Source organism: Bacillus sp. CCNWLW194 (assembly GCF_037120585.1).
Taxonomy (GTDB): Bacteria; Bacillota; Bacilli; order Bacillales; family Bacillaceae_G; genus Bacillus_A; species Bacillus_A basilensis.
On the sequence record NZ_JBBBBL010000022.1, the window covers coordinates 1 to 21400 of the forward strand.

The window sequence follows — 21400 nt, forward strand, 5'->3', positions numbered from 1 at the left end:
AAAGTTAGTTTGTCTAGCATCTAAAAATAAAAATTGACGTTTCACGTTGTTTGTTTCGTTCAGTTTTCAAAGAACTAAAAGCGGGTGAAGAGAATCGAACTCTCGACCAGAGCTTGGAAGGCTCTTGTTTTACCACTAAACTACACCCGCGTGGTCGGGAAGACAGGATTTGAACCTGCGACCCCCTGGTCCCAAACCAGGTGCTCTACCAAGCTGAGCCACTTCCCGTAATTGGCGCGCCCGAGAGGAGTCGAACCCCTAACCTCTTGATCCGTAGTCAAACGCTCTATCCAATTGAGCTACGGGCGCTTATTCATGATGTTTTTTCGTCGTTGTGTTTTGGCGACTCAATTATCTTATCATACTACATTTTCGAATGCAAGTACTTTTTTAAGATTTTTTTGATGCGGCCGAGAGGACTTGAACCTCCACGGGATTTCTCCCACTAGGCCCTCAACCTAGCGCGTCTGCCGTTCCGCCACGACCGCGCGAAAAAAACAAAAGTGAGCCATGAAGGATTCGAACCTTCGACCCTCTGATTAAAAGTCAGATGCTCTACCAGCTGAGCTAATGGCTCGTAAATGGCTGGGCTAGCTGGATTCGAACCAGCGCATGACGGAGTCAAAGTCCGTTGCCTTACCGCTTGGCTATAGCCCATCGAAATATTCATCTTCTTTTCAAAGACAAATGTTATTGTACCATAATGTCCAATAAAAAACAACTGCCAAATAGCAGAAGTTAAAATGGCGGTCCCGACCGGGGTCGAACCGGCGATCTCCTGCGTGACAGGCAGGCATGTTAACCACTACACCACGGGACCATTTGGTTGCGGGGACAGGATTTGAACCTGCGACCTTCGGGTTATGAGCCCGACGAGCTACCGTGCTGCTCCACCCCGCGACAATATTATTCATATAATTTATATGGTGGAGGATGACGGGATCGAACCGCCGACCCCCTGCTTGTAAGGCAGGTGCTCTCCCAGCTGAGCTAATCCTCCGAAGTGGTGACCCGTACGGGATTCGAACCCGTGTTACCGCCGTGAAAGGGCGGTGTCTTAACCACTTGACCAACGGGCCAATATGTATGGCAGAGAAGAAGGGATTCGAACCCTCGCACCGCGTTCGCGATCTACTCCCTTAGCAGGGGAGCCCCTTGAGCCACTTGGGTACTTCTCTGTATGGCTCCGCAGGTAGGACTCGAACCTACGACCGATCGGTTAACAGCCGATAGCTCTACCACTGAGCTACTGCGGAATAATGAAGACAATTTGTATCTTATAAAATTTCTCATTGTAAGTCAAGATGTTTTTTCACAACATCTTGTACAAACGTGACATGTTTATAATATACTGGATTGCGTTTTCACTGTCAAGATATTTTCTTTATCAGAATTAGTTTCCCTTTACACTTTCCGCAGACATATCTTTTTGTATTAATTTGACGTCTTCTTACATATTGAAGCAAACACTCCATACATTCATACATATAAATCTTTTTTCCCTTCTCTTCATTCATCATTCGTTTACAAAAACGGGGTGCACCGACTTCTTTTAACAGTTCGCGAAAATCCCTATCTCGGTGCTTATATCCTCTTCCTGTAATATGCAAGTGATAATGACAAAGTTCATGTTTAACGATCCCGACTAATTCTTCTTCCCCATACATTTCGTAATATCGATAATTCAGTTCAATATTGTGACTCTTCAATAGATAACGTCCACCAGTTGTACGCAGCCTACTATTGAACATAGCTTTATGTAAAAATGGCATTCCGAAGTATTGTATCGATACTTCTTCCACCAACCGCTGTATTTCTTGCTCATCCATTTTCATTCCTCCTAAACAAAAAAATATTTTTACACTTTTCTCCTCTCTTATACATATATTAAATAGTACATATACCCATCCTCATTCAAGAAGCGTGGTTTCTAAAAACATAGCATGAATAGAAATCCACTCACCAACCTCTCATCAATAGTACCTTATATTTATGAGAGTAGGATTAAACAAGGAGGGATTCCTATGCCTACGTGGCTAAAAAAACAAATGCAACGCGCATATTTTGAAAAAAACCGGTATCAAATTAAATTACTAAATGAATGCTGGTTTTATTATAGCAAAATACATCAAAGCTCATAATCCATTACACTTTCTATTCCATAAAAAAAGAGCAGTTTTATCTGCTCTCTTCTCTTATTATTCAATCGGCAACATGGATAATGCGACACGACCTTTTTTCGTATCAATATCATCTACCCATACCTTTACAATTTGTCCGACAGATACAATATCTAACGGATGCTTCACATACTGTGTGCTTAATTTAGAAATATGCACTAAACCATCTTGCTTTACACCAACATCAACAAAAGCACCAAAATCAACAACGTTACGAACCGTTCCTTCCAGCTCCATACCACGTTTTAAATCTTCTAATTTCAAAATTCCTTTTTTCAGAAGTGGTTTAGGCAACTCATCCCTCATGTCTCGCTCTGGACTAATGAGTGCATCTATAATATCAACCAATGTCGGTTCCCCAATTCCCGTTTCTTGGGACAACTTAGAAATCTCTACTTCTTCTAAACTCTTTTGTAACTGAGGTTGTCCTACGTCATCTTTTGATAGTCCTAGACTCTTCAATAACAATTCAACATTTTTATATTGTTCTGGATGAATACCCGTTCGGTCTAACGGATTTGTCCCTTCTAATATACGTAAGAAACCTACGCATTGCTCATATGTCTTCGCACCTAGACGCGGTATTTTCTTTAAGTCTGTTCGTTTTGTAAATTTCCCTTCTTCTTCACGCTTTGCCACAATATTTTTCGCAACAGTTTTCGATAAACCCGAAACATATTGCAACAACGCAACTGAAGCCGTATTTACATTCACACCGACTTGGTTAACTGCCGTCTCTACTACAAATGTTAATGATTCATTCAATCTCTTTTGAGATACATCGTGTTGGTATTGTCCAACCCCAACTGATTTAGGGTCAATTTTCACAAGTTCAGCAAGTGGATCTTGCAGACGTCTTCCAATAGAAACAGCACTTCTTTCTTCAACCTGTAAATTCGGAAATTCCTCACGAGCTAAATCGGAAGCTGAATATACACTCGCACCAGCTTCGTTCACAATAATATAGAAGACTTCTCGTTTCACATTTTGTAATACATCAACTATAAATTCTTCCGTTTCTCTAGAAGCTGTACCATTCCCAATTGCAATCATTTCAACTTGATATTTATCTATAATAGAAAGAACTTTCGTTTTTGCATCTTCATATTTACGAACTGGTGGATGCGGATAAATAACATCAATATATAGAACTTTCCCCGTATCATCTACAACAGATAATTTACAACCCGTTCTATATGCAGGGTCTACAGCTAGCACTACTTTCCCTTTCATTGGAGGTTGTAATAATAAGTTACGCAAGTTCTCAGAGAAAATATGTATCGCTTGTTCCTCAGCTGTTTCTGTTAATTCTTTTCGGATTTCTCTTTCAATCGAGGATTGAATTAATCGCTTATAGCCATCTTCAATCGCTAACTGTACATAATGTGCACTTTTAGAATCGTTATCACGAATGACCTTCTTATATAAGAAAGTTACTATCTCATCTACTGGCGGAACAACAGAAACTCTCAATATATCTTCTTTCTCACCACGATTCATCGCTAATACACGATGTGGCACTACTTTCTGTAAAGGCTCTTCATAGCTGTAATACATTTCATATATATTCTTTTCATCTTTCTCTTTATCTTTTACAGATGAAGACATAATTCCTTTTCGGAAAGTTGTATTGCGAATCCAACTACGATATGCCGCTTCATCCGAAACAATTTCTGCAATAATGTCTTGGGCACCTTGTAATGCTTCTTCTGCAGATTGCACTTCTTTCTCTGCATTAATAAACTCCATTGCCTTCTGATTTGGATCTTCTTTCTTATATAACAATAACCATTCAGCTAATGGCTCTAATCCTTTTTCTTTTGCAATCGTTGCTTTCGTTCTTCTCTTCTCTTTATATGGACGATATAAATCTTCTACTTCTTGCAACTTTGTAGCTTTCACAATTTGCTGACGTAATTCTCCTGTCAGTTTTCCCTTCTCATCAATAAGACGAAGAACCTCTTCTTTCCTATCTTCAAGCTGCATCATATATTGCCATCTCTCTAAAATTGTACGAATTTGCACTTCATCTAAAGAGCCTGTCCATTCTTTTCGGTAACGAGCAATAAATGGAACTGTGTTACCTTCTTCTGTTAATTGAATAACATGACGAACTTGCTTTTCGGTAAAGCCTAATTCCTTCACTAACATTTTCATTAACGCTTGTCGATTATCTACCATTTCCATATACAACCGTAACCTCCTCTATAATAAAAAAAAGTTGCCCTGCAAGGAGAGCAACTTAAACTGCCGATTTAAAAATCTATTAGTCCTAAACTAATTTGTAGCGCTTCATCTACACGAATCATCATCACTTCATCTAAGTGAGTGATTTTGTCCGTTAAGCGCTGCTTATCGATTGTTCGAATCTGCTCAAGTAAAATAACAGAATCTCTCTCAAAACCGTACTTTTTCGCATCAATTTCCACATGAGTGGGTAATTTCGCTTTTTGAATCTGTGCAGTAATAGCCGCTACAATCACCGTTGGACTAAAACGATTTCCGATGTCATTTTGAATGACAAGAACCGGACGAACGCCTCCTTGCTCAGAACCAACAACTGGGGAAAGGTCTGCAAAATACACGTCGCCGCGTTTTACAATCAAAATATTACCCCCCGCTAACTAAGCGTTCTACTGTATGAGCTGCTTCATACTCTGCTAAGAAAGCTTCAGATGCAATACCAAGATTAATTTTTCCCATTTCAATGTACCCACGTCGCATTGATTCATGTTGGTAGCGTTTCTTCGTCTTATGTTGACGCAATAACAGTTGTGTTGCCTGGCAAATTAGTTCATGGCGATTCTTATTCTCTTGTTTTCCAATTCCGTCCAATTCCGTTACCATTTGCTTTGGCAACCGAACCACGATTTCAGTAGTTACACTTGATTCGGACACAAAAATACACCTCCACCGTCAACTACACACCCAAATATATATATGACACCTATTGTAATAATACCATTGTATGGAGCCTGTTGCAAAGACTTCCTTATTCCTTGCTTATGTTTTCCAATTCACAAACAAAACATTCATATTCTTTTATTTTTTATCTCATCACAAACAAGAAACGGAAGAGTTTCTTAGCAAAATTCACGTTAAATTATGTTAAAAGTAATGATAAGTAAAAAGCTTCTCGTCAAAAAATGAACTTATTCTTAACCAATGAACAGTCCTCACAAATGAAAAGAAGCAGATCATACTACCTTCTATATATTGTTCAAATAATTGATTACTTCTACAACCTTACCGTGCCGTATAAATATTCTCGCCACCCGGAAGCTTATCGTTGCAATAATTTCATAATTAATAGTCCCGGAATATTCAGCAACCTCAGTAGCACTGATATACTCATCACCTTGTCTTCCAATGAGTGTAACTTTCGTACCAAGCGGCACTTCACAAGGAAGGTGTATCATGAATTGATCCATTGTTACTCGACCTACAATCGGTACCCTTTTACCATTTACAAGCACTTCAAATCCTTGTAATCTTCTAAGCCATCCATCTGCATATCCAATTGCAACGGTTGCAATCCATTCTTCGGTTTTCGTTCGGTACGTGACGTTATAACTAATCCCATCCCCTTTAATCACCTGTTTAATATGAGCAACCTTCGTATGCAGCGATAACGCCGGTTCTAATTTAAACGGTAAAAAGGGGCGTATTTCTACAGACGGGGATAACCCATACATCGCAATGCCAATTCGTACTGCATTAAATGTAATCCCTTGAAAGCGTAGCGTTGCAGCACTATTAGCTGTATGGACAAACTTAGGATCCACTCCGAATTCTTTCAACCAACTTAACTGCTGCAAAAACGTGTTATATTGCTTATCAAAATAAGAAGTCTCCACCTCATCTGCTGTTGCAAAATGTGTATAAACTCCTTCTAATTCTAAGAATGGTGCACCTTCTAAGCTCTTTAAAAATCCTTTTAATTCTTTGCGTTCGCGTATTCCAATTCTTCCCATACCACTATCGAAATTAATATGGTATTTCATCGTAGACGAACCATCCCAAAGTTTGATTGCTTCTTCCACCCATTCTTTTTGATAAACAGTTAACGCTACATCATTTTCAGCAGCTACATTGACATCACGAGGCGGAGAAGGACCTAATACTAAAATTGGCACAGTAATACCAGCCCTTCGAAGCACTAAAGCTTCATCTAAAAAGGCAACCGCTAACCTTGTCGCCCCTGCTTCTAATGCCGTTTTAGCTACAGGTACATAATCGTGTCCATATGCATTAGCCTTAACTACAGCAAAAATCTCTACATCACTTGGAATGAAATTTTTAATGTGTGTAATATTGTTATAGATCGCATCTAAATCCACTTCCACCCAAGTGTCACGGTAAAATGGTGCTTCTTCCATAAATACACTTCCTTATACACGATATGCGAAGCTTATTCTTTTATATGCTTCTTTTATGAAATCCACCCTTCAAACTAAGAAAAGACGTGGTGCACATATATCACCACGTCTAAGAAGTTTACTTCACCTGCTTCTCTGTAACTGAACGAGCAACCATTAATAGCTCCTTCGGCTCTAAACCTTTAGACACGAGCATATATTCTACTCCGTTATGCGACCACGTTAAAGAGTCTTTCGTCAACGCTCCAATCGTGAATCCAAGATCAACCAATTCTCCACTTACACTGATAGCTGACGACGCCTCTGCAACTTTTGCCTTTTCTTGTATTAAAGTAAAGGATTTCTTACTTCCAGTGTATGTGAGTATCGCACGCTTGCCACTGTCTGTCTTCAACTCTTTTTCGTCTTTCAAAGTCATACCTTGCGGCGTATCACGTGGATACAAAATAGCAAATGGTTTGTCTTCTTTTGCCGTTGTTTGAACATCTACTTGCGCTCTAGACATATTTTGTTTCGTATCAAATGCACCTTTATCAAATTTCGCATCGAATTTCACTTTAGAGAAGTCTACCTTCACAAGAACATTTTGATCATTATCCATTAACTTCACGGAAACTGGTGTTAAATCACTTTTCTTCAATGTAATCTCTTGTCTTGGCAACATGTTTTGATGCTGATAGTTTGTTTTTGTTTTAAAAATATAATACTTATCTGTTTTTGCAAAAGTAAGGTTTTTCTTATCTTGCAAAATATCTCTCACAAGGGATTCATATAAATAAGCCTGGCTACTATTTTGCGGCCAATCACTTTGGAAACGGAAACTCTTATTAAGCGCTGGCGTTAATACAAATACACCTTCTTCATTTCTTAAAATAATTTGGCTCTGATCCTTTTTCGCATTCTGCAAATTCACACGATAAAAAGAAGGTTCCTTATGCCATATTTCTACCTTATACTCCTGAGGCTCATTCCCTGTTTTAATAGATAATTTTGCTTCAGCTTGATAACTTTTCATCCCTTTTACTTTCGCCTCTAAATCTCTCACAACATCATCTTGTTTCTTTTCCATACAACCGCCCAACACAAAAACGGTTAATAAACCGACAAGAACTAAAAACAGACGCCTTTTCATCACTTCAGCCCCTTTGCCCCTATAAATGAATGGAAGATGTGCCTTCCTTATCGCTACCTCAAATATATGAGACAAAGGTATAAAATATGCAGACTAGCGTGACGAGCTTTCTAAAACAACTTGAGCAACAGCAAATTCCTTACTATGACTAATTGATAAATGAACAATATGCTCTGTACTTGTAATAAGGATCGGTTTACCTCTATCATCATTTTTTACCTCGATATCTAAAAAACTCACTTCTTTCCCAATGCCAGTTCCTACTGCCTTTGAATACGCCTCTTTCGCTGCAAATCTTCCAGCTACAAACTCTGTAAGGCGACTTCCCTTCAGCTCCTTAGCGACATTCCGCTCACTTTCAGTTAAAATACGTTCCATAAATTTTAGCTTTCCATCTAGCATTTTTTCAATTCGATTTAATTCAATAATATCGATTCCAATCCCTACAATCATTTCAAACTCCCCTTCTTCTATTTAGCTTTCTTTTTTCATATTGTAAGAATAACAGAGAATCTTTCTGATGCAAAAGGAGTGATACTCACCCATGCTAATACCATCTGCCCGCATTTCCTTACAACCAATTGTCATCGCTTTACTTCTTATACAATTAATCATGATTATGTTAGCCGATTTTTTCCTCTTTCCTATGGCAGCCTATAATGAATATATCGCTAAAGGAGAATGGTGGCGTCTCATAACTTCTCTGCTTGTACATGTAGACTTACAACATTTTCTTGCTAATAGTATTTGTTTATTCGTGCTTGGCTCTTCTATTGAAAAACAACTTGGGCACTTTTCTTTCATCATTATTTTTTTTCTTTCTGGTATTCTCGGAAATATTTCTACTTATCTTATTATGCCTCTTGAATATATTCATGCCGGGGCATCTGGCAGTATTTTCGGATTGCTAGGTGCACAATTATTTCTATTGTATAGTCGTTATCGTTCTTCCAATCCGAGAGACATTGCTATTTTTTCAATCATGATATGTATATTACTACTATTCACTTTCTTCAATCCCTCTGCTAATCCTATCAGCCATTTAACAGGATTGATCATTGGTGGTATTTGCACCCCTTTATTAACAAAAAAACTCGATGGTGCAGAGCTTATTTAATATAGAAGCTCGCACCATCGACAATTTCCACACCTGTTTGTTTACTTAAATCTCTCATGAGTTGAAATAAAGACTCATCTTTCTTCTTCGCCTCAATCATACAATCAATTTGCGGAACACTTCCCTCTATCCTTTTTAAAAAAGATAAAAAAGTATCCACATCAATAAAGTCTGCATGTGCTCTCGGGTCTTTTCCCTCTCTAGGACTAGAAATGTGCATTTTCACTGGTAACAAAGACGATTCCCACGTATGTACAACACGCGCCCAATTTTCATGCCAATCTTCTTGATTATTATTCATCATGTGGTGATGCAAATCAAACACGACTGGAATATCTAACTTCTCACCTAAATACAATGTTTCTTCTAAAGAAAAGGTCGTGTCATCATTTTCTAATATGACCATCTCTTGAATACCTCTCGGAACACTCGACCAATTTTCTATAAAACGTTCTAATGCAAGTTCCTTATCTTTATAACCTCCACCCACATGTAATACACACCTCTGTTTATGTTCAATCCCCATACCTTTTAATAATTTTTTATGCATCTGCAATGTCTTTACGGATTGTTTAAAAATACTCTCTTCAGGTGAATTCAGTACGACAAAATGATCTGGATGGAAATCAATTCGCATGTTCATACGAATTGCGTATTCACCTAGCACTTTTAAATTTTCTTTCAATGGACGAATGTAGTTCCAATCTAACAACTCCTCATGATTTGCTAAAGGAATCAACTTGGAACTAAGTCGAAAGAACGATATGTCATGTCCTTTATTATGCTTTAATAGTCGTAAACAGTTTTCCAAATTCGAATTAGCAATTCTTTCAAGTTTACGAATCGCTGCTTCCCGATCATCTATTTTTTGAAACTGCGCGTACGTCATCGTTTGAGATGGAGACGCATTCTTTAAATGTACACTCATCGCGACATACCCAAGTCTTACAAGCATGTAACACCTCTTTTCTACACAAGTTATTATGTAGTATGTACAATTAGAGAAATAAAAAAAGAGAATGCCGGCAAAGGGCATTCTCTTTTTTTATTAAGCTTGCGGACGGCTATGATGTTTTCTTTCCCCGCGTCCATTTGAAGATCCAGGGCGACCTTGACCTTCACCTTTACGACCACGGCTACCGCCATCACGATTACGATCACGGTTACCATCACGATTGCGATCACGATCACGGTTACGGCCATCTCCACCGCCGCGTCCATCACGATTACGATCACGGTTACGGCCATCGCCACCACCGCGTCCATCACGACTACGATTACGGTTACCATCACGGTATCCGCCTCCGTTGCCGCCGCGTTTTTTAGAACCGCCACCTCTTGAAACAACTGGTGGTTCTGATGTTAAAGCGATTGGAGTTGTATCCGGCTCTTTTGTCATCATTTTTAAAGCAGCAGCTACTACTGTTACAGAATCATTCTCTTCTAACATTTCTTCTGCAATACGCTTGTAGTATGCTAAGTTCTCATTTTGGATTGTGCTTTGAAGCTTTTCAGCGATTAAACGTTGTTGACCTTCTAATGCCTCGTCAAGTGTCGGTGCTTCCATACGGTCAACTTTACGTTTTGTTGTACGCTCGATATTTTTTAATTGTCCTGATTCACGTGGTGTTACAAATAACATTGCAATACCTTTTTTACCTGCACGGCCAGTACGACCGATACGGTGAACGTATGATTCTGGATCTTGTGGGATATCGAAGTTGTATACGTGTGTTACGCCTGAAATATCAAGACCACGTGCAGCAACGTCTGTTGCAACAAGAACTTCAATAGCACCTTCTTTAAATTTACGTAATACAGACATACGTTTCGCCTGTGTTAAGTCACCATGAATACCTTCTGCTGCATAACCACGTAAATTTAATGCTTCTGATAATTCATCAACACGACGCTTTGTACGACCGAATACGATTGCAAGCTCTGGAGATTGAATATCTAGTAAGCGTGTTAACACGTCAAACTTTTTCTTTTCTTGCACTTCTAAATAGAACTGCTGAATGTTTGGCATTGTTACTTCTTTTGCTTTTACTTTAATGTGTTGAGGCTCAGTCATGAAACGCTCAGCAATACGACGGATTGGATCTGGCATTGTCGCTGAGAATAATAATGTTTGATGTGTTTCTGGCACATCTGTTAAAATCGCTTCAATATCTTCAATGAAGCCCATGTTTAACATTTCATCCGCTTCATCAAGAACAACAGTCTCAACGTTTTGTAAACGAAGTGTTTTACGGTTAATATGATCTAAAATACGACCCGGCGTACCAACAATAATGTGTGGGTGTTTTTTTAGAGCACGAATTTGGCGGTTAATATCTTGACCACCATAAATTGGTAGAATACGAACACGTTTATGTTTACCAATTTTGTATAGCTCTTCTCCAACCTGAATTGCTAATTCACGCGTTGGCGCGATAACAATACCTTGAACTGCTTCTTTATTTGTATCCACTTTATCTAATAGCGGTAATCCGAATGCTGCTGTTTTCCCTGTACCTGTTTGTGCTTGCCCAATAATATCTTTACCTTGCAATGCATGTGGAATTGTTTCAGCTTGAATCGGCGTAGCCTCTTCAAAGCCCATGCTTTCAACAGATTGCAGTAAAGACTCACTTAATCCTAATTCTCGAAATGTTGTCAATGTTACTTCTCCTTTTCTATCCTATACTTATCATTTAAAAAAAGGCGTTTTCCGAATTTGCGGAAAAGCCCTTTTCCTGAATGCTCACGTATATAAACGGGCGTATATTCTTCGCGAAAATACTTCTAAACGTTATTACACTTTATCAATTATAAGTTTTGTATGTGTAAAAAGCAAACCCAACTGTTACCTTATTTTCATATTCAGAGTTTTTTTCTTCACTTTTATTTTTTTATATTTACTGTAAGCGCTTATTATAAGTTTCTTCTATTTTCGTGGCTATCATCCCTGTTTATATACACCAATTATTTCAACATCGTAATTACTTCTTCTAATTTCATACCACGAGATGCTTTTACTAATACAACATCTTTCGCATCGACTACTGTTTGCAACTCTTTTACTAACTCTTCTTTATTATCATACGCCTTTACACGTTCATTAGGGAAATTAATTTTCGCTCCTTCAGCAATTTGAGCCCCTAATTTACCACATGTGAATACGTGTGAAACCTTTGCTGGATCGATTAATTTACCTACTTCATAATGAAACTGTACTTCTTGATCTCCAAGCTCTAACATATCACCTAGCACGACAATTTTTTTAGCAAATCCATCTAAACCATTCATTAGGTGGAATGCTGCTTCCATGGCTGTCGGACTTGCATTGTAAGCATCATTGATAATTGTTAATCCACTATCTGTTTTTACAATTTCCATACGCATGCCTGTCATTTGAAGTGTGACTAAACCTTGTTTCATTTCTTCCCACGTTACACCAAAATGTTTCGCAATTGCCATTGAAGCAAGTGTGTTATACACATTATGTTTTCCTAACACTGGTAAGTAGAATGAAGTATTTTCGTCTCTATTCATCTTAAAATGGGTCCCGGTCGCCTGTAATGTTACAGTTGTTGGATAATAATCATTTGCTCTAGCATCACCAAACGTAACTGTTTCAGCTATTAAATTCATTTCAGGAACACGATTTGTCAATAATGGCTCATCTCCGTTATATACGAATACTCCACCTTCTTGTAATCCTGTCACAATTTCTAATTTTGCTTCAGCAATCGCCTCGCGAGAGCCTAAGTCCATTAAGTGTGCCTCACCAATGTTTGTAATGATAGCTGCATTTGGACGAGCTAACTTAGATAAGAATTCAATTTCCCCTCGGCTTGACATACCCATTTCTAATACAGCTACTTCTGTATTTTCTTCTAAGTTTAAAATAGTAAGAGGTAACCCGATATGGTTATTGAAGTTTCCTTCTGTTTTTTGAACTTTGAATTTAGTTGCAAGAAGACTTGTTACAATATCTTTTGTAGATGTTTTACCGTTACTACCTGTCACACCAACAACTTTAACATCCAATTGATCGCGATAGCTTTTCGCTAACAATTGTAATGCCGATAGCGTGTCTTCTACAAGAATAACTGGAAGATTCTCAGGTGGATTTGCTACATCTTTCATCCACAATGTAGCAACAGCTCCATTTTCAACAGCTTTATCTACAAAAGCATGTCCATCGAAACGTTCACCTTGAATCGGAACATATAGGTTTCCTTTTTCGATTTTTCTTGTATCAATAGACACTCCTTGTATAGTAATTCCCTCATATCGCTCTGCTAATCCCGTACCATTTACCATCTGTTCTACTTGTTTTAACGTTCGATTTATCATAAAAACACTCCTTACATAGAGGAAGCACTATTCCTGCGAATAGTGCCTCCTCCTTTTTTGTTAGATTGTATATTTAATTTTTTGTTTTTCTTCGTGACGCTCAATTGCTAAACCGATTAGCTCTTCAATTAATTCCGGATACGGTAATCCAGTATGTTGCCATAGTAGAGGGAACATACTAAACGGCGTAAATCCTGGCATTGTATTTACTTCGTTAATGTATACTTCTCCATCTTTCGTTAAGAAGAAATCAGCTCGTGTTAATCCAGCACCATCTAACGATTGGAACGCAATAATCGCATCTCGCTTAATAACATTAGACTCTTCTTCTGTCATTTCAGCTGGAATAATTAACGCTGTATCGCCATCAATATATTTCGACTTATAATCATAGAAGTCTTTTTTCGGTACGATTTCACCTACAACTGAACATTTCGGTTCATCATTACCTAGTACACCCACTTCTACTTCACGTCCAACAATATTCTCTTCTACAATAATTTTACGGTCAAATTGGAATGCCTCTTCAAATGCATTCTCAAGCTCTTCACGATTTTTACACTTATTAATACCAACACTTGAACCAAGGTTTGCTGGTTTTACGAAGCAAGGATATCCTAATACTTCTTCTACTTTTTCATATGCTGTTTCACGATCTTTTTCCCATGCGCTACGAATGAATGATGCATATTTTGCTTGTTTCAATCCAGCCTCTGCAAAGATGTTTTTCATAACAACTTTATCCATACCTGCAGCAGATGCTAGAACACCATTTCCTACATAAGGAATGTTCATTAATTCTAATAATCCTTGAACCGTTCCATCTTCACCATTCGGTCCATGCAGTAATGGGAATATAACGTCGATAGCATTTTCCTCAGAAGCTGCAGATGGAATAATTTCTGTACTTAATGATAACGGAGAAATCGCATTTTCTGCACCGCTCATTTTTAGAACTTCAACATCTGTTACTTCACCTTCAATACGCTCACCGCGTACCCATTGACCTTGTTCTGTAATATAAATTGGATGAATCTCGAATTTATCTTGATTTAATGCTTTAATAGCAGCAAGAGCCGTTTGTAGCGAAACTTGATGCTCAGCTGATTTTCCACCGTATAATAAACCTAATTTAATTTTTGTCACTGAAATCACCCTAACCAATTGTTTTCATTTTTCTATTTTAGCACTTTTTATAAAAATAGGTAGTTCCTATTTGAAATAAAATGTAACTTCCACAAATAATTAAATGACACCACTTATTGGTTTTCTATACTTTTTCCACTTATCTTTTTTCATAAATATATAAAATTGCAACCCAATTTAGTTCTGTACCTAAAATATGTAGAAATCCCCTTTTCGTGTATATCATCTACTCGTTAAGAAGATCGTTTGGTTAATGTGCTTTTTTGCCTTTGTTCAACGAGACGATCTAAAGAAACATATACAACACCTGCAATTACACATCCTACAGCTAAAATTGTAAAGAGAAGGTGCCCAAGTAATCGATCTAGCAAAAAACCTCCAAGAAGTGGACCGAATGCACTTCCTGTAATCCACTGTAAACTTGCAGCTCCCATATAAGTCCCTCTCAAATGCTCAGGGGCCAAATTCGCTACAAACGTCATCTGTACAGGCGACATGATCATCTCACCTAGTGTATATATGGCATAAACGAACATTAATGTAATTAAAATAACTGTAGCATTTATATCGAATTCTCCAAACCACTTCGGTAACCATCCTATAAAGAATAAACCAATCCCGAACAAACATGCACCATATAACATCGTCTTTCCGACAGGTTTATCTGTGGCCCATTTTGAAATTTGAAATTGGAACAACACAACTAATAGTCCATTTAAAGCCATTAAATATGGATATGGATTGTTAGTTCCAAAAATACCTTTCATTTCATTATCAAAGTGCAGTGGCAACATACCTTCTGTTTGAGAAAATCCCATCGAAATAATGATACCCGCTAATAAATAAATCATTAGTGCCTTATCTCGCAATACAATTTTCCACACTGCTCCTGATTCCTTTTCTTTATTCTCTTCGTTATTCGTGCTCTTCGGCATTGTCTCTTGAATAAGAATGAATACTAGTAATGCATAAAACAACATCGTAGAAGAAGCAATAATAAACACAAGGTTCTTCGACAACACAACTACTGAAGCGCCCATTATCGGGCCAATTGCAGCACCTATATTGTGCCCCATTCGTAATAAACCATATGCTTCAGTTCTTTTTTCTGGCGTTGTTACATCCGCAACCATTGCTGATGCAGCTGGATGAAATAAAGAATTACTTAATCCTAAAAAAATAGATAAAATCGCATATGGAATAAATCCTTCTATAAATAGAAAACCGAGCATTAATAACGCATTACTCGCCATCGAAAATATCATAATTGGCTTTCTTCCATATTTATCAGCAATTCTTCCTCCTATAATTGCTCCAAAGCTTGCAGCAATTGGAGAAAGCGCCATAATCACTCCGACCTGCAATAACGAATCTACCTTATCTTTTAAATATAATGCAAAAAAAGGCATCAACATCATCATCGCAATTCCATTTAACGTCTCTCCAATAAATCGAATCCATACGTTACGGTCCATCTCCCTTAACTCACGCCACGTATTTTTCATCATTTCACCCCTTTCGTTTGCCAACAATTATCTTATAACTAATTCAGAAAAATGTAAATTTTCAAATAAAAAAATCCATTCTAACAGAATTAGAATGGATTTTCCTACTTATAGATTTGCTGCATCTTCTTCTTCTTTACTATTATTTAAAGCACTATGTTTACTGCTATATAAAAAGTAAACCGCAATACCAATAACCATCCATATCCCAAAACTAATCCAAGCCGTTCCGGATAATTGAAGCATTAAGTATAAACAAAAAATTACTGTTAACGCTGGTAAAAATGGTACAAGCGGCGCCTTAAATGCCCTCGGTAAGTCCGGATGAGTTCTTCTCATTACAATTACAGCAACAGCTACGAGTGCAAATGCTGACAATGTCCCCATATTTACAAGATGTGCTAATACATTTAAATCTATTAATCCTGAAATCAGTGCCGCAATAATTCCCGTTGTCCACGTATTTAAAAATGGTGTTTTAAATTTCGGGTGAACTTTAGCAAGACGTTTCGGCAATAATCCATCTCTACTCATTGCATACGAAACACGTACTTGCCCATACATCATAACTAGCATTACAGTTGTAATTCCTGTAATTGCTCCTACTGAAATTACTCCCGCTAAACCATCTTGTCCAATAAATTGAAGTGCAAAAGCAACTGGATCTGATATATTTAGCTGTCCGTATGGAACAATTCCTGTCAAAATAAGCGAAACGACAATATAAAGAACCGTACAAATTAATAAAGATGCAATAATGCCGATTGGTAAATCACGTTGTGGGCGTTTCACTTCTTCTGCTGCCGTCGAAACTGCATCAAACCCTATGAAGGCAAAGAACACTGTAGCAGCTCCAGCCATTACACCATCTAAACCAAACGGCATAAAAGGCGTCCAGTTTTCAGGTTTCACATAATTAAAACCAGCGAAGATAAAAATAAGAACAACCGCTATTTTAATAAATACCATAATATTATTTACACGTGCACTTTCTCGAACACCTCTAGATAAAAGAACAGTCATCACTAAAATAATTAGAACCGCAGGTAAGTCAATTATTCCACCCTTTCCTGTACCAGGGGCCGAGGAGAGAATGGTAGGAATATGGATTCCAAATCCCTTTAATAACGATTGGAAATAAGCGGACCAACCATTTGCCACAGCTGAGGTAGCAAGTAAATACTCAAGCATTAAGTCCCATCCAATTAAAAATGCGAATACTTCTCCCATCGTCGCATATGTGTACGTATACACACTGCCTGAGACAGGAACTGAAGAAGCGAATTCAGCATAACAAAATGCAGCAAAGGCACAGGCTAACGCGGCTATCGCAAATGATAATATAATAGCTGGTCCAGAATGTTTCGCCGCTACCACGCCCGTTAGAACAAAAATACCCGTTCCAACAATTGCCCCGATTCCAAGCATCGTTAAATCTAGCGCGCCCAATGTTCTTGCTAACGTCTTTTGTTTACTCTCTTGCATTAACTTTGCAAGAGGCTTCTTTTGAAAAATTTTCTTCATAGCATGCTCCTCCAAGTTTTAAATTTTCTGAAAATTTTTAATTCGCTTTTTCATTTTACTCATAGTACTTTTCACAGTCAATACTTTTGTCGAAATAAGTAGAAATTCTTATGAATACGCGCTATCTTTATCATTCTTTCTATATATCTTTCTATGGTTCTTTTTGGTATTATTATACATGTCGATTCCATAAAAGAGGCATGCTCCGTTATTGAGCATGCCTCTTTTTCCTATTTCACAGTAAATGAACCCTCTTCAATCCAGCTATACATATATTTTTCATCTTCTGTTTCATGTGCTTGTTTTACAATACGAAGTGGACGGAATGTATCTATCATAACAGCTAATTCAAGCGTTTCTTTTTTCCCTATGCTCGCCTCTGTTTTCCCAGGGTGTGGCCCATGAGGAATGCCGCTCGGATGAAGTGTAATAGAACCTTCTTCCACACCTTTCCGGCTCATAAAGTTTCCTTCTACGTAGTACAGTACTTCATCACTATTCACGTTACTATGATAATATGGTGCCGGAATAGATGCTGGATGATAGTCGTATAAACGTGGTACGAAAGAGCAAATAACGAAATTGTGACCCTCGAACGTTTGATGTACTGGAGGTGGCTGATGAATACGACCTGTGATTGGTTCGAAGTCCTCCACATTAAAGACCCACGGATATAAATAGCCATCCCAACCAACAACATCTAACGGATGGTGTCCTAAGACATGTTTATGCATATACCCTCGCGACTTTGTCATTACGACAAACTCACCTTTTTCATCATACGTCTCTAATTTTTCAGGGCCACGAATATCTCTCTCACAAAACGGGCTATGCTCTAACAATTGTCCATATTCATTACGATAGCGACGCGGTGTTGTAATTTGACTATTTGCTTCTACAACAAGAAACTTAGTCTCTCCTTCATCTGGAATAACACGATAAATCGTTCCAATTGGAATCGTTACATAATCACCTTTTCGATAGTGAATCGTTCCGAACATTGTTTCAATTTTCCCTGTTCCGTAATGAACAAATAACATTTCATCGCCATCACCATTACGGTAGAAATAGTCCATTTTTTCTGTTGGAGTCACTACTCCAATTAATAAATCCTCATTCCCAAGCATAAAGTTTCTTCCGCTTACTGCATCGCCAGTTTTTTTATTTTCTTTCGTGCGGAAGTGGCGATGTGAAAGAGCAACATCCTCTTCATACTGCAACTGACAAGAATGAGATAATGCTGTATGCCCTACTTCCGTTGGCATATAATGATGATACAAAATAGACTGCGTACCAGAAAAACCTTTTGTTCCCATTACCTGTTCACGATAAAGTGATCCATCTTTTTTACGGAATTGTACATGTCGTTTATGAGGTAGCTCCCCCATGTGACGATAAAACATGCCCATCACCTGCTTCCATTTCTTTTTTGACCGTATTACGTAATGTACCTAAACCAGTAATCGTAAGTTCTACAACATCTCCATCTTGCAGCCACTCTTCCGTACCTAGTTCTAAAATACAACCTGTTCCTACTGTCCCAGAACCAATCACATCACCTGGATATAACGTAACGTCTTCTGAAGCACGTTCAATCATTTCAGCAAATGTATAGTAAATATCTTGGAAGTTCCCCTTCGATAATAACTTTCCATTTACATGAGCAGTCATCTCTAACTCATAACGATCACCGTTACGATAAACATCTAATTCCTCTTTCGTAACAAGGTGCGCTCCTAATGAAGTTGCAAAATCCTTTCCTTTTGCTGGACCAAGTCCTACCTTCATTTCTGTTGCTTGTAAGTCCCTTGCACTCCAGTCGTTCATAATACAATAACCAAAAATATATTCCTCTGCTTGCTCACGAGAAATATTTCTTCCTTCTTTCCCAATTACGCAAGCAATCTCTAACTCATAATCCAGTTTTTTAGATTTCTTCGGGCCAATTACAAAAGCATCTGGACCAATTACAGCACGGTGGTTCGTAAAATAAAAAACCGGAATATCATACCATTCAGGTACAACATCTAGCCCTCTTCGGCCGCGTGCCGTTTTTACATGCTGTTCAAACGCGTAAAAATCCCGAATACTACTCGGATTAGGAATTGCCGCCACTAATTGTACTTCCTCTAAGGAATATATACCCTTTTCCGGATTCTTAATATTACGCAATACTTCTACATACTCATCCGCTTTCTCTAAAAAGGCGAACATAGAAGAAGGTAATTTTCCACCACTAGCAAGATTCATATCGATTACTTTGTCGCCTTCAAGCCATCCAGCTCGCATTTCTTTTGAAGGAAGACGAAATGTAACAAATTTCATCATAATTCCTCCCTATGAAAATGAAATTTCCACCAGCAAAAGAATTCCTGCTGGTGGATATAAATTTTATAAATTTCCGCGACGCTCTTGTTCTCTTTCAATTGATTCAAATAACGCTTTAAAGTTTCCTTCACCAAATCCACGAGAACCTTTACGTTGAATGATTTCAATAAATAGAGTCGGGCGATCTACAATTGGTTTCGTAAAGATTTGTAGTAAGTAGCCTTCATCATCGCGATCTACTAAGATCTTTAATTCTTTTAACTTATCAATTTCTTCATCAATTTTTCCAACTCGTGCAGTTAACTCATCATAATAAGTATCTGGTGTATCTAAAAACTCCACACCATTTGAACGAAGCGATTCTACTGTTTTAACAATGTCATTTGTTAGTAAAGCAAGATGCTGTACACCTGCTCCATTATAGAATTCTAGATATTCTTGAATTTGTGATTTTCGCTTTCCATCAGCTGGTTCGTTAATAGGGAACTTAATACGACTTCCGTTTGTCATAACCTTCGACATTAATGCTGAATACTCTGTACTGATATCATCATCATCAAAATGGATCATTTGTTTAAAGCCCATAACGTTCTCGTAATAACTAACCCACTCTTCCATCTTTTCAACATTACCAACTACATGGTCTACAGCAATTAAACCTGACTCTTCAAATGGAATATCAAACTCTGCCTTTTGGAATCCTGGCATAAATGTTCCTTTATAATTTTTACGCTCTACAAGCGTATGAATTGTATCACCATACGTACCAATAACTGCTTTTTTCAATGTACCGTTCTCGTCTGTTAACTCTACAGGCGGAGCAATTGCGACGGCACCACGTTTCACCGCTTCCGAGTATGCTTTATCAACATCGTCAACAAGTAATGCCACATCTTTCACGCCATCACCATGAGTCTTTACAAACTCTGCAATACGATTGTCACTACTTAAAGCTCCAGACACAACAAAACGCATATTTTTTTGCACAAGAACATAAGATACCTTCTCACGGTTACCAGTTTCTAATCCAGAGTAGGCCACAATTTTGAATCCGAATGCTCTCGCAAGGTAATAACTTGATTGCTTTGCATTTCCTACGTAAAATTCCAAATGGTCTACATCACGTACTGGAAAAAAGTCCTCCATTTGTGCAGCTAGCGTATCCATAGATTTTTGTTTCATAAAATCCTCATCCCCCTGTAAATAGATTAAATGGTCCATACTTAAAACCAACCGAAAACGCTTCCAACATCGATTAATAAAAATTAGTTAGCAAGCTAACAAATTCTGACCTTTAAAATTTTCTATCTTTTCTGTCAAATTCCTCTTTTTTTCTTACATATAAAATTCGACTTTTTTCTCTTTGAAATAAAGGGAGACTTTAATCAACGAAGGGTTAATTATTAAACTTCACCAATTGAGCGTTTACGCGATAAAGGAAGACTATTAATGTTTTGGAGAGATATATAGGAGAAAATAAAAAAGACCCCAACATATTAACTACTTACTAATATGCTAGAGTCTTTATTTTTTTTGAATGATTGTATTTATATGTCTCATACTAATACATTTGCAAGGAATAGAATAAATGATGTTAATACTACCGCTCCACCTAACGATCCTAATAAATCTGTTTTTGTTACTTGTAACACTTGTTCACTGTTCATATTCCTCATTCTCCTTTCATTTTGTAGGGTTTAAAACTTCTATTACACTAATACACTTGATAGAAATACGATTAACGC

The 21400-nt window shown here is 37.8% G+C and carries 19 protein-coding genes and 12 tRNA genes; 2 read left to right on the forward strand and 29 right to left on the reverse strand.

Annotated elements, in window-relative coordinates:
- Window positions 1-79 precede the first annotated feature (79 nt).
- From V7S50_RS29965 to V7S50_RS30025, 13 genes are all read right to left on the reverse strand, one after another.
- Window positions 80-150: transfer RNA gene (locus V7S50_RS29965), tRNA-Gly, on the reverse strand.
- Window position 151: 1 nt separating this feature from the next.
- A tRNA-Pro gene (locus V7S50_RS29970) sits at window positions 152-228 on the reverse strand.
- Between the two features lie 4 nt (window positions 229-232).
- Window positions 233-309: transfer RNA gene (locus V7S50_RS29975), tRNA-Arg, on the reverse strand.
- Window positions 310-405: 96 nt separating this feature from the next.
- Window positions 406-488, reverse strand: a tRNA-Leu gene (locus tag V7S50_RS29980).
- A gap of 16 nt (window positions 489-504) precedes the next feature.
- A tRNA-Lys gene (locus tag V7S50_RS29985) sits at window positions 505-577 on the reverse strand.
- Window positions 578-582: 5 nt separating this feature from the next.
- Window positions 583-657 (reverse strand) — tRNA-Gln (locus V7S50_RS29990).
- 87 nt (window positions 658-744) lie between these two features.
- Window positions 745-820: transfer RNA gene (locus tag V7S50_RS29995), tRNA-Asp, on the reverse strand.
- Window positions 821-823: 3 nt separating this feature from the next.
- Window positions 824-900: transfer RNA gene (locus tag V7S50_RS30000), tRNA-Met, on the reverse strand.
- Between the two features lie 24 nt (window positions 901-924).
- Window positions 925-1000 (reverse strand) — tRNA-Val (locus tag V7S50_RS30005).
- A 4-nt stretch (window positions 1001-1004) separates the two neighbouring features.
- Window positions 1005-1079 (reverse strand) — tRNA-Glu (locus V7S50_RS30010).
- An 8-nt stretch (window positions 1080-1087) separates the two neighbouring features.
- A tRNA-Ser gene (locus V7S50_RS30015) sits at window positions 1088-1178 on the reverse strand.
- A 3-nt stretch (window positions 1179-1181) separates the two neighbouring features.
- A tRNA-Asn gene (locus V7S50_RS30020) sits at window positions 1182-1256 on the reverse strand.
- Between the two features lie 114 nt (window positions 1257-1370).
- Window positions 1371-1829 carry a SprT family protein gene (locus V7S50_RS30025; RefSeq protein WP_063224374.1) on the reverse strand — a complete coding sequence of 153 codons (459 nt, stop codon included), beginning with the start codon at window positions 1827-1829 and terminating at the stop codon, window positions 1371-1373.
- A gap of 195 nt (window positions 1830-2024) precedes the next feature.
- On the opposite strand from V7S50_RS30025, the gene cmpA reads away from it, so the two are divergent.
- A complete protein-coding gene (cmpA, locus tag V7S50_RS30030) occupies window positions 2025-2141 on the forward strand; it encodes a cortex morphogenetic protein CmpA (RefSeq protein ID WP_001143642.1) in 117 nt (38 codons plus the stop codon).
- 57 nt (window positions 2142-2198) lie between these two features.
- Here the strand turns inward: cmpA and V7S50_RS30035 are convergent, their stop codons facing one another.
- The 6 genes from V7S50_RS30035 to acpS all read right to left on the reverse strand — a co-directional run bounded on the left by V7S50_RS30035 (window position 2199) and on the right by acpS (window position 8144).
- On the reverse strand, window positions 2199-4367 hold the full coding sequence (locus V7S50_RS30035) for a Tex family protein (RefSeq protein WP_242256762.1): 2169 nt from the start codon (window positions 4365-4367) through the stop codon (window positions 2199-2201).
- A 68-nt stretch (window positions 4368-4435) separates the two neighbouring features.
- Window positions 4436-4786: a type II toxin-antitoxin system endoribonuclease NdoA gene (ndoA, locus tag V7S50_RS30040; protein WP_000635963.1), complete on the reverse strand. Its 351-nt coding sequence runs from the start codon at window positions 4784-4786 to the stop codon at window positions 4436-4438.
- Between the two features lie 4 nt (window positions 4787-4790).
- Window positions 4791-5078 carry an antitoxin EndoAI gene (locus V7S50_RS30045; RefSeq protein WP_000004570.1) on the reverse strand — a complete coding sequence of 96 codons (288 nt, stop codon included), beginning with the start codon at window positions 5076-5078 and terminating at the stop codon, window positions 4791-4793.
- Window positions 5079-5389: 311 nt separating this feature from the next.
- Window positions 5390-6559: an alanine racemase gene (gene alr, locus V7S50_RS30050; RefSeq protein WP_242256764.1), complete on the reverse strand. Its 1170-nt coding sequence runs from the start codon at window positions 6557-6559 to the stop codon at window positions 5390-5392.
- A 118-nt stretch (window positions 6560-6677) separates the two neighbouring features.
- Window positions 6678-7628: a LolA family protein gene (locus V7S50_RS30055; protein ID WP_242256780.1), complete on the reverse strand. Its 951-nt coding sequence runs from the start codon at window positions 7626-7628 to the stop codon at window positions 6678-6680.
- 156 nt (window positions 7629-7784) lie between these two features.
- Window positions 7785-8144 carry a holo-ACP synthase gene (acpS, locus tag V7S50_RS30060; RefSeq protein WP_147808043.1) on the reverse strand — a complete coding sequence of 120 codons (360 nt, stop codon included), beginning with the start codon at window positions 8142-8144 and terminating at the stop codon, window positions 7785-7787.
- A 91-nt stretch (window positions 8145-8235) separates the two neighbouring features.
- On the opposite strand from acpS, the gene V7S50_RS30065 reads away from it, so the two are divergent.
- Window positions 8236-8808 carry a rhomboid family intramembrane serine protease gene (locus V7S50_RS30065; RefSeq protein WP_242256765.1) on the forward strand — a complete coding sequence of 191 codons (573 nt, stop codon included), beginning with the start codon at window positions 8236-8238 and terminating at the stop codon, window positions 8806-8808.
- On the opposite strand, the gene uvsE is transcribed toward V7S50_RS30065, so the two are convergent.
- The 10 genes from uvsE to V7S50_RS30115 form a co-directional block, all read right to left on the reverse strand.
- Window positions 8801-9763 carry a UV DNA damage repair endonuclease UvsE gene (uvsE, locus tag V7S50_RS30070; RefSeq protein ID WP_242256766.1) on the reverse strand — a complete coding sequence of 321 codons (963 nt, stop codon included), beginning with the start codon at window positions 9761-9763 and terminating at the stop codon, window positions 8801-8803. The genes V7S50_RS30065 and uvsE overlap by 8 nt on opposite strands.
- A gap of 93 nt (window positions 9764-9856) precedes the next feature.
- Window positions 9857-11470, reverse strand: a complete 1614-nt coding sequence (locus V7S50_RS30075) for a DEAD/DEAH box helicase (protein ID WP_242256768.1) — start codon at window positions 11468-11470, stop codon at window positions 9857-9859.
- A gap of 305 nt (window positions 11471-11775) precedes the next feature.
- Window positions 11776-13152, reverse strand: a complete 1377-nt coding sequence (gene murF, locus V7S50_RS30080; protein ID WP_242256769.1) for a UDP-N-acetylmuramoyl-tripeptide--D-alanyl-D-alanine ligase — start codon at window positions 13150-13152, stop codon at window positions 11776-11778.
- Between the two features lie 60 nt (window positions 13153-13212).
- On the reverse strand, window positions 13213-14298 hold the full coding sequence (locus tag V7S50_RS30085; protein WP_097949763.1) for a D-alanine--D-alanine ligase: 1086 nt from the start codon (window positions 14296-14298) through the stop codon (window positions 13213-13215).
- Window positions 14299-14531: 233 nt separating this feature from the next.
- Entirely contained in the window at window positions 14532-15803 is a 1272-nt protein-coding gene (locus V7S50_RS30090; protein ID WP_242256771.1) for an MDR family MFS transporter, read from the reverse strand.
- A 108-nt stretch (window positions 15804-15911) separates the two neighbouring features.
- The gene (locus tag V7S50_RS30095) at window positions 15912-17327 is read right to left on the reverse strand and encodes an amino acid permease (protein WP_242256773.1); all 1416 of its coding nucleotides are present in this window, start codon (window positions 17325-17327) and stop codon (window positions 15912-15914) included.
- 230 nt (window positions 17328-17557) lie between these two features.
- On the reverse strand, window positions 17558-18730 hold the full coding sequence (locus V7S50_RS30100) for a homogentisate 1,2-dioxygenase (RefSeq protein WP_242256775.1): 1173 nt from the start codon (window positions 18728-18730) through the stop codon (window positions 17558-17560).
- Window positions 18696-19652: a fumarylacetoacetate hydrolase family protein gene (locus V7S50_RS30105; protein ID WP_242256777.1), complete on the reverse strand. Its 957-nt coding sequence runs from the start codon at window positions 19650-19652 to the stop codon at window positions 18696-18698. The genes V7S50_RS30100 and V7S50_RS30105 overlap by 35 nt, the downstream gene beginning before the upstream one ends.
- A gap of 66 nt (window positions 19653-19718) precedes the next feature.
- Window positions 19719-20837: a 4-hydroxyphenylpyruvate dioxygenase gene (gene hppD, locus V7S50_RS30110; RefSeq protein WP_242256778.1), complete on the reverse strand. Its 1119-nt coding sequence runs from the start codon at window positions 20835-20837 to the stop codon at window positions 19719-19721.
- Window positions 20838-21211: 374 nt separating this feature from the next.
- The gene (locus V7S50_RS30115) at window positions 21212-21322 is read right to left on the reverse strand and encodes a DUF3948 family protein (RefSeq protein ID WP_001083700.1); all 111 of its coding nucleotides are present in this window, start codon (window positions 21320-21322) and stop codon (window positions 21212-21214) included.
- Between the last annotated feature and the right edge of the window lie 78 nt (window positions 21323-21400).